Origin of the sequence: Paludibacterium yongneupense DSM 18731 (assembly GCF_000422925.1) — a bacterium.
GTDB classification, from domain to species: Bacteria; Pseudomonadota; Gammaproteobacteria; order Burkholderiales; family Chromobacteriaceae; genus Paludibacterium; species Paludibacterium yongneupense.
Genome location: NZ_AUGZ01000029.1, coordinates 24,366 through 37,618, shown reverse-complemented (window position 1 = coordinate 37,618; position 13,253 = coordinate 24,366). Strand labels below are relative to the sequence as shown.

The following is a 13,253-nucleotide window of genomic DNA, read 5'->3' as shown; positions in this document are numbered from 1 at the left end:
GCCTCAGGCGGAATCGTCCCCTTGCCGGCCCCGGCCCGGGAGCGTTCCGTTGTCATGACTTCCCTCTTTTTCTTCGCGCTGCAGCAGTTCGCGCTTGCGCTCGACGCCCCAGCGGTAACCGCTGATGCCGCCATTGCGTCTGACGACGCGGTGGCAGGGAATCGCCACGGCGATGCGATTGGCTGCGCAGGCGCGGGCGACGGCCCGCACCGACTGCGGCGAGCCGATGCGGGTGGCGATATCGGTATAGCTGACGGTCGTGCCCGGCGGAATATCGCACAGCGCCTGCCACACGCGTTGCTGGAACGCGGTGCCGCGCACATCGAGCGGCAGCTTCAGGCCGAGCGCCGGTGCTTCGACGAAACCCACGACTTCGGCGACCAGACGTTCGAAATCGGCGTCGCCCCCGATGAGATCGGCTCTGGGGAATTGATCCTGCAGATCGCGCAGCAAGGCATCCGGGTCGTCGCCGAGCGAAATCGCGCAAATGCCGCGCTGGCTTTGTGCGACCAGAATGGCACCCAGCGAGCACTGTCCGACGGCGAAGCGGATCGTGGCTTGCTGTCCTCCGCGACGGAAGTCGCCCGGGCGCATTCCCAGCATACGCGTCGATGCCTGGTAAAAACGGCTGTTGGAATTGAAGCCGGCATCGTAGAGGGCACGGGTGATGGTGGCGGAGCGGGGCAGCTCCGCGCGCAGGCGGCGCGAGCGGTTGGCATCGGCATAGGCTTTGGGCGTCAAGCCGACTTCAGCCTTGAATACGCGATGAAAATGGAAAGGACTGATGCCGGCGGCGGCGGCCATTTCCGCCAGGCTGGGCGGTGTCTCTGCGTCTTCTATCAGGCGGCAGGCCACGGCGACCAGCTCGGCGCGGCGCGCGGCGGTCATGCTGCGGTCCGCGCCATGCCGTCCGCTCGGGCGATAGCCGGCGGCTTCTGCCGCATGCGCGTTATCGAAAAACTCGACGTTCTCGCGTTTGGGCAAGCGCGCCGACGAACTCGGGCGCGCGTAGACGCCGGTTGTCTTGACCGCGTAGACAAACTGCTCATCGGCGGCCGGGTCGCGGCGTAGTACGATTTCCCAGCGCGCGTCGTCACTGGCATCAATGTCCGGGTTGATCATGATGGGCTCCACACGATGACTTAACGCTAGCACACTAGGCCGTTCCTGACGGACGCGAACCTCGCATCTTGCGTTTGAATTCGCGCCCTTCGCTCTTTTTACCCGGCCTTGCGGAAGGTCAGGCTGATCCGCTGCCGACCGAGCAGGGGATGCGGATGATCCGGTACGGCCATGACCCCATGGTAGCGCAAACGGTCTTCACCTCCCCACACGACGACATCGCCATGCCGGAGCGGTACGCGCACCGTTTTGTCTGCGCGCACATGCCCTCCGAACAGAAAAACGGCGTCCATGCCCAGCGACACCGTGACAATGGGGGCGCCGAAGTCGCGCTCGTCCCGGTCCTGATGCAGCGACAGCTTTGCTCCGGGAAGGTAGCGGTTGATCAGGCAGGCGTCGGGCTCGAACTCCGGAAAGCCAGCCTCCAGGGCCGTATCCCGTGCGAGGTGCGCAAACAGGGCGGGCATCGGCGGCCATGGCGCCCGGGTCTCGGGGTCGATGGCGCCATAGTGGTAGCCGTTGCGGTCGCTGATCCAGCCGAGGCTGCCGCAGTTGGTCGACGCCATCGACATGGTGTGGCCGCCGGCGGTGGTCATCCGGCGAAATGGCGAATGCCGTTCAAGTGCGCAGACTTCGGCGAACAGGGCATCGGCGTGGGGCAGGGCCCGGCCGCGCAATACGCTGGCGCCGGGTCCGAGGGACAGCCGCTCCACGCAGCCATCCGGATCGGAAAACAGGTCAAGAGTCATGGCGATTTCCATGCGCAGCGGAGAATGTCTTGCCCGCGGGCGCGAGCGTTCTCCCGTTCACGAATTCCAGGCGATCATGGCACGCTTGCCTGCATGTCGTCGACCGGCGGGAGACGCCACCGCGTCTCCCGCCGGCTTCACTTTGTGGCCGCGGTCGTCCAGCCGCCCCCCATGGCCTGGATCAGCGCCACGGTCGCGCGGGCGCGATCGGCATCGAGCTGGGCCGCTTCTTTCTGTTGTTGCAGCACGCTGCGATCGGCATCGATGACGTCGAGCTGGCTGACCGAGCCCTCGCGGTAGCGTATCTGCGACAGCGTGGCGGCACGCCGCGCCGAAGCGACCGCCGCATCCTGGGCCTCGATCTGTTCGCCGAGCAAGCGCAGGTGGGCGAGATTGTCCTCGACCTCTTTAAAGGCGCGCAGCACGGTCTGCCTATAGGCGGCGACGTCTTCCTCGTAGGCTGCCGTGGCTTGGTCGACACCGGCCTGGCGCGCGCCGCCGTCAAATACCGGCAAGGTCAGCATGGTGCCGACCAGCGGTCCAAGCAGAAAGGTCCGGCTGCTCCACTTGAACAGGTCTCCCAGCTCTGCCGACTCGTAGCCCAGTGCCCCGGTCAGGTTCAGGCGCGGAAAGAAGGCGGCACGTGCGCTGCCGATGCGCGCATTGGCAGCCGCGAGCGCCCTTTCGGCGGCGGCGATGTCGGGCCGGCGTTCCAGCAGGGTCGAGGGCAGCCCTGGCGGCACCTGCGCCGTGATCCTTTGCAGGGGCTGGGCCGGGAATGCAAATGCAGCCGGCGCCCGTCCGAGCAGAATCGCCAGCGCATGTTCCGCCACCGCCCGTTGCCGCGCGACGCCGATGGATTCGGAACGGGCCGAGGCCAGTTCCGTGCGCGAGCGCGCGAGTTCCAGTTCACTGACATCGCCTTCGTCGAAGCGGTGCTGGATGAGGGCGAGACCCTGCTCGCGCAGGCCGACGGTTTCGCTATACTGCGCGGCCAGCGTATCCAGCTCGCGCAGCGAGAAATAGGCCTGGGCGATATCGGCTTGAATGGCCAGCCGCAGCGACTGGAACAGCGCTTCGCTGCGGGCGCTGTCGGCCGTGGCGGCATCGATGCTGCTGCCGATGCGGCCGAACAGGTCGGCTTCATAATCGACACTGGCCTGGGCCCGCCACAAGGTCGTCGGATGCGTATCCGCATCGGCGGCCAGACCCTGCGAGGCCGGAGACGTCCGCTGCCGGGTCGGACCTGCGCCCAGCCCTATCTGCGGGAACAAGGCGGAGCGCGCGTTCTGCTGCAGGGCGCGCGCCTGCAACAGCCGTGCGAGTCCGGCTTTCAGGTCCTGGTTGTTTTCTGCGGCTAGCTCTTCGAGCCGGTCCAGCGCCGGGTCCGCGAATATTTTCCACCATTCGCCGCGTGTCTGCGCTTCGGCAGGCTCGGCCGTTTTCCACTGGCCGGCGACTTCCTTGAACACGGTCGGGGTTTCCACCATCGGCCGCTGATAGGGCGGGGCCGCCGAGCAGCCGGCGAGGGCGAAGGCCATGGCGAACACGGCCAGTCGTACGGCGCGATGGCGCCGCTGATACAGATGAATCATGTGGGTATCTCCTGCCGCTTAAGCCTGTTCGGGGTGGGGCGGTGCGATCGGTGCTTCGTGCGGGCTGGCCGAGTGCAGCGCGTGGCGTTTATCCAGAGTGCGTAGCAGCACATAGAAGGCCGGGGTCAGGAACAGTCCGAAGAAGGTCACGCCGAGCATGCCGAAGAAGACGGCAACCCCCATGGCGTGACGCATTTCCGAGCCTGCGCCGCTTGACGTGACGAGTGGAATCACACCCATGATGAAAGCGATCGAGGTCATCAGAATGGGACGCAAGCGCAAGCGGCTGGCATTGATGGCGGCCTGTATCGGTGACTCGCCCTGGATTTCGAGTTCGCGGGCGAACTCGACGATCAGGATGGCGTTCTTGCATGCGAGTCCGACCAGCACCATCAGCCCGATCTGGGTGAAGATGTTATTGTCGCCGCCGGTCAACCAGACGCCGGTCAGCGCGGCGAGAATGCCCATGGGGACGATCAGGATGACGGCCAGCGGCAGAGTCAGACTTTCATACTGGGCGGCCAGTACCAGGAATACCAGTAGCAGGCTGATCGGGAACACCCAGATGCCGGCGTTGCCCGCCAGTATTTTCTGGTAGGTGAGGTCCGTCCACTCGAACTTGACGCCGCGCGGCAGAGTGCGCGCCGCAATGCGCTCGGCGGCAGCCTCGGCCTGGGTGGACGAGAAGCCGGGAGCCGGGCCGCCATTGATGTCGGCGGCGGTATAGCCGTTGTAGCGGACGACCATTTCCGGACCGAAAGTCGGACTGACCTTGACCAGCGACGACAGCGGAACCATCTCGCCCTGATTGTTGCGCGTCTTCAATTGCAGGATGTCCTCGGGACGGGAACGGAAAGGGGCGTCCGCCTGGGCGCGAACCTGATAGACGCGACCGAAGCGGTTGAAGTCGTTTACATACAGCGAGCCGAGATAGATCTGCATGGTGTCGAACACATCGGTGACCGCGACTCCCTGCTGTTTGGCCTTGACCCGGTCCAGATCGACATCGAGTTGCGGGACATTGATCTGGTAGCTGGAGAACATCGGCCCCAGTTCCGGTGCTTTTTTCGCCGCCGCCATGAACGCATTGGCCGCATTGTTCAGTTCGGTGTAGCCGACGGCGCCGCGATCTTCGACCTGCATCTTGAAGCCGCCGACCGTGCCGAGTCCGAGGACAGGAGGGGGCGGGAAGACGGCGATGAATGCTTCCTGGATGGCGGCGTACTTGGCGTTCAGCGCCCCGGCGATGGCGCCGGCCGCGAGTTGCGGCGAGCGGCGCTGCTCGAAAGGCTTGAGCGTGACGAAAACGACACCGGCGCTGGAGCTGTTGGTGAAGCCGTTGATCGACAGGCCGGGGAAGGCGACGGCGCTTTCCACGCCAGGCTGGGCCAGGGCAATCGCACTCATGCGGCGGATCACGGCCTCGGTGCGGTCGAGCGAAGCGCCGTTCGGCAACTGCGTGAAACTGATCAGGTATTGCTTGTCCTGCGCGGGCACGAAGCCGCCGGGCAGCAGATAGGACACGCCGACGGTGAGCCCGAGCAGCAGGGCGTAGACGCCCATCGCCGATGCCTTGCGGGCGATGACGCCGGTGACGCCGCGGGCGTAGCGCTCGGAGGTGCGCCCGAAGAACCGGTTGAACGCGCCGAAGAAGCCGCCCAGGTAGCGATTCATCAGCCGGGTCAGGCGGTCGGGCCTGCTGTCGTGGGCTTTAAGCAGCATGGCGGCCAGGGCCGGCGACAGGGTCAGCGAATTGAATGCCGAGATCACGGTCGAGATGGCGATGGTCATCGCGAACTGCTTGTAAAACTGCCCGGTCAGGCCGGTCATGAAAGCCAGCGGCACGAACACGGCGGTCAGGGTCAGTGCGATGGCGACGATGGGGCCGCTAACCTCTCGCATCGCGCGGTAGGTCGCTTCCCGCGGCGACAATCCGGCACTGATGTTGCGCTCGACGTTCTCGACCACGACGATGGCGTCATCGACGACGATGCCGATGGCCAGCACCATGCCGAATAGCGACAGGGCATTGATCGAGTAACCGAAGCCCAGCAGTAGCGCGAAGGTGCCGACGATGGAAACCGGGACCGCCAGGAGCGGAATGATAGAGGCCCGCCAGGTTTGCAGAAACACAATCACGACCAGTACCACCAGTGCAATGGCTTCCAGCAGGGTATGGACGACCGCTTCGATACTGGAGCGCACAAACTGCGTCGGGTCGTACACGATGCGGTACTGGATGGATGAGGGGAAATCGCGCGCGAGTTCCGCCATCGTCGCACGCACCTGTGACGACACTTGCAAGGCGTTTGCGCCTGGCGCCTGGAAGATGGGAATCGCAACCGCGGGCTTGTTGTCCAGCAGCGATCGCAGGCCGTACTCGGATGCGGCCAGTTCGATGCGCGCGACATCGGCCAGGCGGGTCACGGCGCCATCGGGCGCAGCCTTGATCACGATGGCACCGAATTCGGCCTCGCTTTTCAAGCGCCCCTGGGCGTTGACATTCAGTTGCAGGGGGACGTTCGGGCCGCTGGGCGTGGCACCGATGACGCCGGCGGCGACCTGGACGTTCTGTTCGCGGATTGCGCGCACGACGTCGGAGGCGGTCAGATTGCGCTGGGCGACTTTCTGCGGGTCGAGCCATATGCGCATGGCGTAGTTGCCTGAGCCGAACAAGCCGACCTCACCCACGCCCTGAAGCCGGGCCAGACGGTCCTTGATATTGAGTACCGCGTAGTTGCGCAAGTAGGTCATGTCATAGCGATTGTCGGGCGAGATCAGGTGCACCACCATGGTCAGGGTCGGCGAGCTCTTGATCGTGGTGACGCCGAGCCGCTGTACATCTTCCGGCAAGCGCGGCAGGGCCTGTGCGACCCGGTTCTGCACCAGTTGCTGTGCCTTGTCGGGGTCGGTGCCGATCTTGAAGTTGACGGTGACGGTCAGGTTGCCGTCGCTATTCGCCTGCGACTGCATATAGAGCATGTTCTCGACGCCGTTGATCGACTCTTCGAGAGGCGATGCGACCGTCTCGGCAATGACCTTGGGATTGGCGCCAGGGTATTGGGCGCGTACGACGACCGACGGTGGCACGACTTCCGGGTATTCGGAAATCGGCAACTGGAACAGGGCCAGCACGCCGGCGAGCAGGATCACGACGGAAAGCACGCCGGCAAAAATGGGCCGGTCGATGAAGAACTTCGAAATATTCATGGCCGTCTGTCCTTAGCCTTGGTCCGTGGCGGCAGCGCCGGCCATCGGGACGATATTGGGATGGACGCTGTCTCCCGGGCGTACCCGTTGCAGGCCGTTGACCACGATGCGCTCGCCCGGTTTGAGCCCGCTCTCCACGACGCGCAGACCATTCTGGATGCTGCCGAGTTTTACTTCGCGGTACGCGGTCTTGTCGCCCGGGCCGACCACCAGGACGAAACGCTTGGCCTGATCGGTGCCGATTGCTCTCTCGTCGATCAGCAGGGCCTGCCGCTGGCTGGCGCCGCCGAGCCGGATGCGGGCGTAGAGGCCGGGAAGCAGGCGTCCGTCCGGATTATCGACAATGGCGCGCAGGCGAATCGTGCCGGAGGTGCTGTCGAGGTGGTTGTCCACCGAGCTCAGGCGTCCGGTGAGAGGGTAACCCTCTCCGTCTGCGAGTCCGATGTGAATGGGGAGCGTCCTGCCCTTGGCGCCATCGACCACTTTGAGATAACTCTGCTCGTCCACGTCGAAGGCCGCATAGATGCGATCGGCTGACACCAGAGTCGTCAGCGCCGGGCCGTTGCCGACGGCAACGAGGTTGCCGTCGGTGACTTCGGCGCGCGAGGCGCGGCCGGATATCGGAGCGGTGATGCGGGTGTATTCCAGATTGAGGCGTGCGACTTTGAGCGAGGCCTGCGCCGCCTGCAGGTTGGCGGCCGCTTCGCGCGCGGCATTCTGCTTCTCGTCGAAGTCGCGGCGGGCGATGGCATTGTCGGCCAGAAGCCGCGTGCCGCGCGCCAGATCGCTGGCGGTATAGGCGGCGCGGGCCTCGGCTCCGCTCAACTGTGCTTGCGCGCGCGCGAGCTCGGCTGCGAAGGGGCGAGGGTCGATCGTGAACAGCAGATCGCCCTTCTTGACGAGGGCGCCATCCTTGAAATGCACGGCGGTCAGGATGCCGGCTATCTGCGGGTGGATCGCGACCTGGTCGATGGCTTCCAGGCGTCCCGAGTAGAGTTGCCACTCGGTGATCGGGCGCTGGTCGACGGCGGCTACATCGACCGTCGGCGCCGCGGGAGGCGCCGGCGCGGCCTGGGCACGATTGTATTGGACGGCGAGGCTGCCGCCGAGGCCGAACAGCCCGGTCACGGCGGCGGCGAGGAGAAGGCGTTTATGGCGTTGGGGCATGATGATTCCTCTCAAGAAGGGGGGTGTTCGCATAGCGCGGCCAAGTCGTCCGGCCAAAGGCGACGGCGCAGAAAGTGGGCGACCTCGACGAGGGTGGCGTGGTCGGTGGCAAGCGAGGCGTGCTTGATTCCGGCTGCACGGAGCACCTGGGTCGGCACGCCGGCCGCGATCAGTGCCGAGGCGTATTTCTCGGCCTCGGCGTGCAGGACGTCGCACTCGGCGGTGATGATCAAGGCCGGCGGCAATCCGGCCTGCCGGACCGAAGACAGCGGCGAGGCGTACGGATGCAGGCGCAGCCGCGTCTCGGGCAGGTACTGGCGGTAATAGTCGGCGCAGGCGGCGGCGCTGAGGTCGGAATGCAGGCGGTCGCCATCGCCGAGCCGTGTCATGCTCGGGTCCAGCATCGGCGCGAGCAGGACTTGGGCACTGATATCGGGCCCGTTGCGGTCGCGCGCCATCATGCTCAGGCAGGCTGCCAGGTTGCCGCCGGCATCGTCGCCTGCGACGGCCAGCCGTCGCGGGTCGGCGCCGAGACGCGCGGCATTGGCCGTCGCCCAGAGTGCGGCGGTGTGGGCGTCTTCCGGCGCGGCGGGAAACGGTCGGGCCGGCGCGAGGGCGTAAGCGACGGCCAGCACCAGCGCCGGGCAGTATGTGGCAATAAAGCGGGCGGGGATGTCGGCGTCGTCCAGGCTGCCGCCGACGAAGCCGCCGCCATGAAAGTAAAGGATCATGGGCAGGTCCTGTTCCTGGCGCTCAGGGCGGTGCAGGCGCAGGGCGATCGGACCGAAGGGGCCCGGAATGACGCAATCCTCGGTTCGGGGGAGGGAACGCAGCAGGGCGGTTTCCATCGTGGTTTGGGGCAGGCAGCTGCCGGGAGTGGCGATGGTTGAAGTGTCGGTGTTATTTTTACTTGGATAAATGCTTAAATATCGATAACATTATTCATGTGAGGCAAACAATAGGGGCAACCCGGAAGGGAGGGGCATGGACCACTTTCAGGCCATGCAGGTCTATACGCGTGTGGTCGATGCCAACAGTTTCACCCGTGCGGCGGAAAACCTTGGGCTGCCGCGTGCGACGGTGTCGACTATCGTTCAGAATCTGGAGGCTTTGCTGCAGGTGCGCCTGCTCAACCGCACCACGCGCCGGATCAGTCTGACGCCGGATGGTGCCGCCTATTACGAGCATTGCGCCCGTATTCTGAGCGAGGTGGAAGAAACAGTATCGTCATTCCGGGATGTTTCCGGAGGGCCGAAGGGGCGTTTGCGCATCGACGTGCCATCGGTCATCGGGCGGCAGATTCTGATCCCGCAACTGTGCAGTTTTCATTGCCGCTACCCCGAAGTCGAACTGGTGATCGGGATGGGGGACAGGCAGGTCGACCTGGTGCGCGAGGCCGTGGATTGCGTGATCCGGGTCGGCGAACTGCAGGATTCGACGCTGGTGGCGCGGCGCATTGGCCTGTTCCAGGCGGTGACCTGCGCGTCGCCGGACTACCTCGAGCGATATGGCGTGCCTGCCAGCATCGACGATTTGGAGAACCATATGGCGGTTCATTATTTTTCGAGTCGAACTGGCCGCACCATCGACTGGGATTTCGTCATCGATGGCGAGTCGAGGCCGGTCAAGATGCGCGGGGCCATTTCGGTCAACGACGGTGAAGCCTATGTCGCCTGCGGTCTGCAGGGATTCGGCCTGATTCAGCCTGCCCGCTTCATGGTCTTGCCGCATCTGGAATCGGGAGCCTTGCTGGAAATTCTGCCCCAGCTCTCGCCGGCCCCCATGCCTATTTCGGTCGCCTATATGCAGAACCGCCACTTGTCGCCCAAGGTCAGGGCGTTCGTGGATTGGGTTGCCGATCTGTTCGGTGCATGCCCCCTGCTGGGCGGTGTGGGCAGCCCCAGCGAGGAATGCCGCTTTGCGCTGGCGTCCGGCTATAACACGCTACGCAGCGAGATGGAGTCGCAGAACATCGCCGAATCGATCTCTCACGCGCAGTAGGGGGCGAACGGGCGTCGCACACGAGTCATTCAATCGTTCCGCAACGGCATCCCCTCGCTTCGAGCCGCGATCTCGAACGTGTTCTGGATCTTCATAACCATTTTCCTATAGTGGTTATGATCGGTGCGTCCGGGAATGAGCTATACCGGCATACAAATCCAGAAAAATCATAAGGAGCGAGACATGTCGATTACCGAAGCCGAGCTGAATTTGCTGGCGCGTATCCATATGAAGAAGAAAGTCAGCCTCCCGCCCGACGAGTACAGAAGTCTGCTCGATCCGGAGTCCCCGCTGATCGAAGTGGGACCGGCAGGACACTATGTATTGACCGCAAAGGGCAGGGAACTCTTGATAGATAAGGGACGGCTGGCGAGCGCCTGGTAGCGCCGGAGGAACGGCTGCCGTCGCACACCCGGGACGCGCGCCGGGGCGGTGGCCGCCGCGAAACGGGACTTCAGCTGATGCGCACGGCGCTGTTCCGATCGTTGTGAATCGTGATCGAGACCGGTTTCCCGTTTTGATCGATCGCGTGCAGAGTGATGTATTTGGGCGACGACGGGAAGTCTTCGCCGATGATCTGTTCAATCAGCTGTTTTCCGCTATCGAAGACACGTTCCGATGTGCTCCCATCCACAAAATTCGTCGTTATTCTCAGATCAGTCATTGTGATTCCAATGGAGTATATTATTGGTTGAACAGGCGGGCCGCAAAATATCGATCCGCGTCAATTTTTTCGATTTATCGCTTTACCGGCCGTTATCGGAATAAATCGGCCGCACCGGGTTTTCATAACGGCATTCTGGCAATGCCGCCGGGTCATTAATAAGTCTGATGGTCAAGCGAAGATCGCAGTGCCATACCGAGGACGCGCTTTGAATGATGCATGCGTATAAGGATCGCACTGAAGTTGAGTTATTTTACCACTTCGCGCACCGGTTGATCGCACGTGTCGACACGTTTTGTCTTTCTTGGCTTTTTTTTGTGCCGACAACGACCGCATGCAGGCGGAGGCCCCCCGTACACGTGCTCTTCTGGGCAATGTGGGCGCTTTCGCGACACGGCAGCCTCCCCCGCTCGGTCTTGTCGCCGATTTCATGCCCATGCGGCGGGCTGCCCGTCTTTCAGCCTGGCCGTCCGGATAGCGGGGCCGGGGATGATTCCAGCCCCACCGCACGGCATGTTTCCGCAACGGTGTCGCCGTCCGGTGTTTTTCCGATCTCCGCGTCGTTGGCGGCCGTTTCGGCGTTCTTTGTTACCGTCCGAGTGATTCATTTCTTCATTATGAATGGCTTGCTCGTGAAAATATGCGCTATGCGCGGAAGTTGATTTTCATTTTCCAAATTTCACGATCATTCCCATTATGGCTAAACGGCATTTTCGGCCGGACGGTTTTTTCACGGGATGTGTTCAGCGGATATCGGTTCGCGGCCCGGTTCAGGCAACAGACTCCGCTGCGACGCCGCAAAAAGGTATCCTCTTGGTTGCGGACGGATTTGTCTGCCTATCATTTTTCAGCAGCGGGTAGATTGTCATGGGTTTATTGGATACGTATGCGGAACGGGCTTTACTGGTCGAAGGGGTCGCCGGCAGCGGCAAGTCGACACTGATCGCGAGCGAGGCCAAGGATTGCATCCGGGTTGGCAAAACCTTGCTGGTGACTTACAGCAAGGCCGGCCGTGATGTCTTGCAGCGCTATATGCAAAAAGAAGGGGTATTTGCCGAGCGTACGGCCAACCTCCAGATCAGCACCATCGACGGGCTGGCGATGAAAATCCTGCGCAAGCTGGGCGAAAACCGCTATCCGCTCGGTCGCGGGGCCGTCATCCATAGCGTGTTGCCGAAAGTCATCGAGCGTGCCGCCGCCGATTTGCAATGGCTGGACCCCTATCCCAATTTTGCGGCGCAGGATCTCAAGCATGTCCTGAAGGATATCGAGTTCTACCGGGCCTCGGGTGCCTCGAGCGCCGACTACGACGAGGAGAGGGAGGCCATTTGCGGGGATAATCTGCATTTCGATCTGGCGGCGATCCGCATTCTGTTCCGCCACTACGAGACCCTGCGCGAGAGCTGGCAGCCCCCCGCGCAGAGCGATGTGCTCGGCATGCTGGACCCGGACTTCAGCGCCAGCGATACACAGAAGCGTTGCGGCTTCCGCATGGTTTCGGAAGCGGTGTACGACCTGTTGCAGCAGCCCGAGTTTTTCGACGCCGAAACCACCTTGTCCCGGTTTGGCTTCCGCTACGTCCTGATTGACGAGTTGCACGATACAACGCCGCTGCAGATGCGTTTTTTGTGCGGAATCGCGCATAAGTCCGCGCGGATACTGGCAGTGGGCGACCGTAATCAGAATATCTATGCGTGGCGCAATACCGACACGGATACGGTGTTCAAACAATATCAGAGCTATTTCCAGGCCGCGCGCGTCGACTGGCTCGCCAGTCATCGTTTCGGAACCTCGCTCGCCAGGATGGCCGGTCATGTGACCGGTCGCTCCATCACATCGGATGCCCGTCATCGCACCGTGATTCATGCGTACCGGGATGCGCCGGCCGAAGCGGTTCAGAAAGTGGCGGCTGCCGATGGCTTGCTTGAAACGGCGGTCATCTGCCGCGATCAAGCCGATAAAATCGGAGCCGGCTTTCAGTTGGTCGATGCGCTGACCAGCAGTGGCTTCGCGCTGGGATTGAATCTGACCGACAGTTTCGCCTGTCGCATCGTATCGTTTTTGCATGCGGCGCACAGCCCGCGCTCCAGCATCCCCGCCGCAGGTCTCGCGGCGGCGGCGGCGGCCTTTCTCGCGCTGCCGCATTGCCTGCTCCCGACGGCCGGTCGGCGCGAAGTCGAGGAACGGGCCGCCGGGGGCGGAATTCGCATGTATCTGGATATCCATCTTTCCGCCAATGTCCCGCTTGCGGCCTGGCGGCCGGACATGATGGCGGCGCTCGCATCCTGGCTCGCCCTGCCGGCGGATGCCGATCTCGCGACGGCGCTCAGAGCGTTTCAGACACGCTCTGCCCTGTTGAGCGGAGCCAGCCAGGGGGCCGTGCATGCGGTCGCCGCACGCCATGTCGTGCGCTCGTGGGCGGCGCTGATCGAGTATCTGGCCGCCCGCAAGATCCGCCTCTCCGACTGGCCGCGCCTGCATGAGCGGCTGGCCAAGGCTTACGATCGCGAGTGTTGCGTCGATTTGTTGACGGTGGAAGAGGCCAAGGGAAGGGAATTCGGCAATGTGATCGTCTACGGCTTGTCCGAAGGCAATTTTCCGGAGAGGAGCGAGCCGCTGAATATCGAGATCAATCGCTTCTATGTCGCGATCACACGCGCTCGGCGCAGTCTGACGCTGCTGTCCAGCGGCGAGCCCGGCGTGTTTTATCGCCGCTACGCGCCAGGCGGCGACAAGGCTTCCTGA

Annotated in this window: 10 protein-coding genes; 3 read left to right on the top strand and 7 right to left on the bottom strand. The window is 63.4% G+C overall.

Annotated elements, in window-relative coordinates; genetic code table 11:
- Positions 1-3: 3 nt before the first annotated feature.
- The 6 genes from ada to G520_RS22460 all read right to left on the bottom strand — a co-directional run bounded on the left by ada (position 4) and on the right by G520_RS22460 (position 8,706).
- Positions 4-1,122, bottom strand: a complete 1,119-nt coding sequence (gene ada / locus G520_RS22465) for a bifunctional DNA-binding transcriptional regulator/O6-methylguanine-DNA methyltransferase Ada (protein WP_051229329.1) — start codon at positions 1,120-1,122, stop codon at positions 4-6.
- A 98-nt stretch (positions 1,123-1,220) separates the two neighbouring features.
- Positions 1,221-1,871: a DNA oxidative demethylase AlkB gene (gene alkB / locus G520_RS0110925; protein WP_028535698.1), complete on the bottom strand. Its 651-nt coding sequence runs from the start codon at positions 1,869-1,871 to the stop codon at positions 1,221-1,223.
- Positions 1,872-2,008: 137 nt separating this feature from the next.
- On the bottom strand, positions 2,009-3,466 hold the full coding sequence (locus G520_RS0110920; protein WP_028535697.1) for an efflux transporter outer membrane subunit: 1,458 nt from the start codon (positions 3,464-3,466) through the stop codon (positions 2,009-2,011).
- Positions 3,467-3,484: 18 nt separating this feature from the next.
- Positions 3,485-6,676, bottom strand: a complete 3,192-nt coding sequence (locus G520_RS0110915) for an efflux RND transporter permease subunit (protein WP_028535696.1) — start codon at positions 6,674-6,676, stop codon at positions 3,485-3,487.
- A gap of 12 nt (positions 6,677-6,688) precedes the next feature.
- Positions 6,689-7,843 carry an efflux RND transporter periplasmic adaptor subunit gene (locus G520_RS0110910; RefSeq protein ID WP_036666058.1) on the bottom strand — a complete coding sequence of 385 codons (1,155 nt, stop codon included), beginning with the start codon at positions 7,841-7,843 and terminating at the stop codon, positions 6,689-6,691.
- A gap of 11 nt (positions 7,844-7,854) precedes the next feature.
- Positions 7,855-8,706 carry an alpha/beta hydrolase gene (locus G520_RS22460; protein WP_345938733.1) on the bottom strand — a complete coding sequence of 284 codons (852 nt, stop codon included), beginning with the start codon at positions 8,704-8,706 and terminating at the stop codon, positions 7,855-7,857.
- Positions 8,707-8,827: 121 nt separating this feature from the next.
- On the opposite strand from G520_RS22460, the gene G520_RS0110900 reads away from it, so the two are divergent.
- Complete coding sequence (locus G520_RS0110900; protein ID WP_028535694.1) at positions 8,828-9,844, top strand: LysR family transcriptional regulator; 1,017 nt, start codon at positions 8,828-8,830, stop codon at positions 9,842-9,844.
- A 183-nt stretch (positions 9,845-10,027) separates the two neighbouring features.
- A complete protein-coding gene (locus G520_RS0110895) occupies positions 10,028-10,228 on the top strand; it encodes a hypothetical protein (RefSeq protein WP_028535693.1) in 201 nt (66 codons plus the stop codon).
- 70 nt (positions 10,229-10,298) lie between these two features.
- Here the strand turns inward: G520_RS0110895 and G520_RS0110890 are convergent, their stop codons facing one another.
- Positions 10,299-10,508, bottom strand: a complete 210-nt coding sequence (locus G520_RS0110890; protein ID WP_028535692.1) for a hypothetical protein — start codon at positions 10,506-10,508, stop codon at positions 10,299-10,301.
- An 867-nt stretch (positions 10,509-11,375) separates the two neighbouring features.
- Between G520_RS0110890 and G520_RS0110885 the strand changes: the two genes are divergently transcribed.
- Positions 11,376-13,253, top strand: coding sequence for a UvrD-helicase domain-containing protein (locus tag G520_RS0110885; protein WP_028535691.1), 1,878 nt, complete (start codon positions 11,376-11,378; stop codon positions 13,251-13,253).

Excerpts from the sequence above, each read along its gene's own strand:
- alkB (WP_028535698.1), bottom strand. The coding sequence starts at position 1,871 with ATGACTCTTGACCTGTTTTCCGATCCGGATGGCTGCGTGGAGCGGCTG.
- ada (WP_051229329.1), bottom strand. The coding sequence starts at position 1,122 with ATGATCAACCCGGACATTGATGCCAGTGACGACGCGCGCTGGGAAATC.
- G520_RS0110890 (WP_028535692.1), bottom strand. The coding sequence starts at position 10,508 with ATGACTGATCTGAGAATAACGACGAATTTTGTGGATGGGAGCACATCG.
- G520_RS0110910 (WP_036666058.1), bottom strand. The coding sequence starts at position 7,843 with ATGCCCCAACGCCATAAACGCCTTCTCCTCGCCGCCGCCGTGACCGGG.
- G520_RS0110900 (WP_028535694.1), top strand. The coding sequence starts at position 8,828 with ATGGACCACTTTCAGGCCATGCAGGTCTATACGCGTGTGGTCGATGCC.
- G520_RS0110885 (WP_028535691.1), top strand. The coding sequence starts at position 11,376 with ATGGGTTTATTGGATACGTATGCGGAACGGGCTTTACTGGTCGAAGGG.
- G520_RS0110920 (WP_028535697.1), bottom strand. The coding sequence starts at position 3,466 with ATGATTCATCTGTATCAGCGGCGCCATCGCGCCGTACGACTGGCCGTG.
- G520_RS0110915 (WP_028535696.1), bottom strand. The coding sequence starts at position 6,676 with ATGAATATTTCGAAGTTCTTCATCGACCGGCCCATTTTTGCCGGCGTG.
- G520_RS0110895 (WP_028535693.1), top strand. The coding sequence starts at position 10,028 with ATGTCGATTACCGAAGCCGAGCTGAATTTGCTGGCGCGTATCCATATG.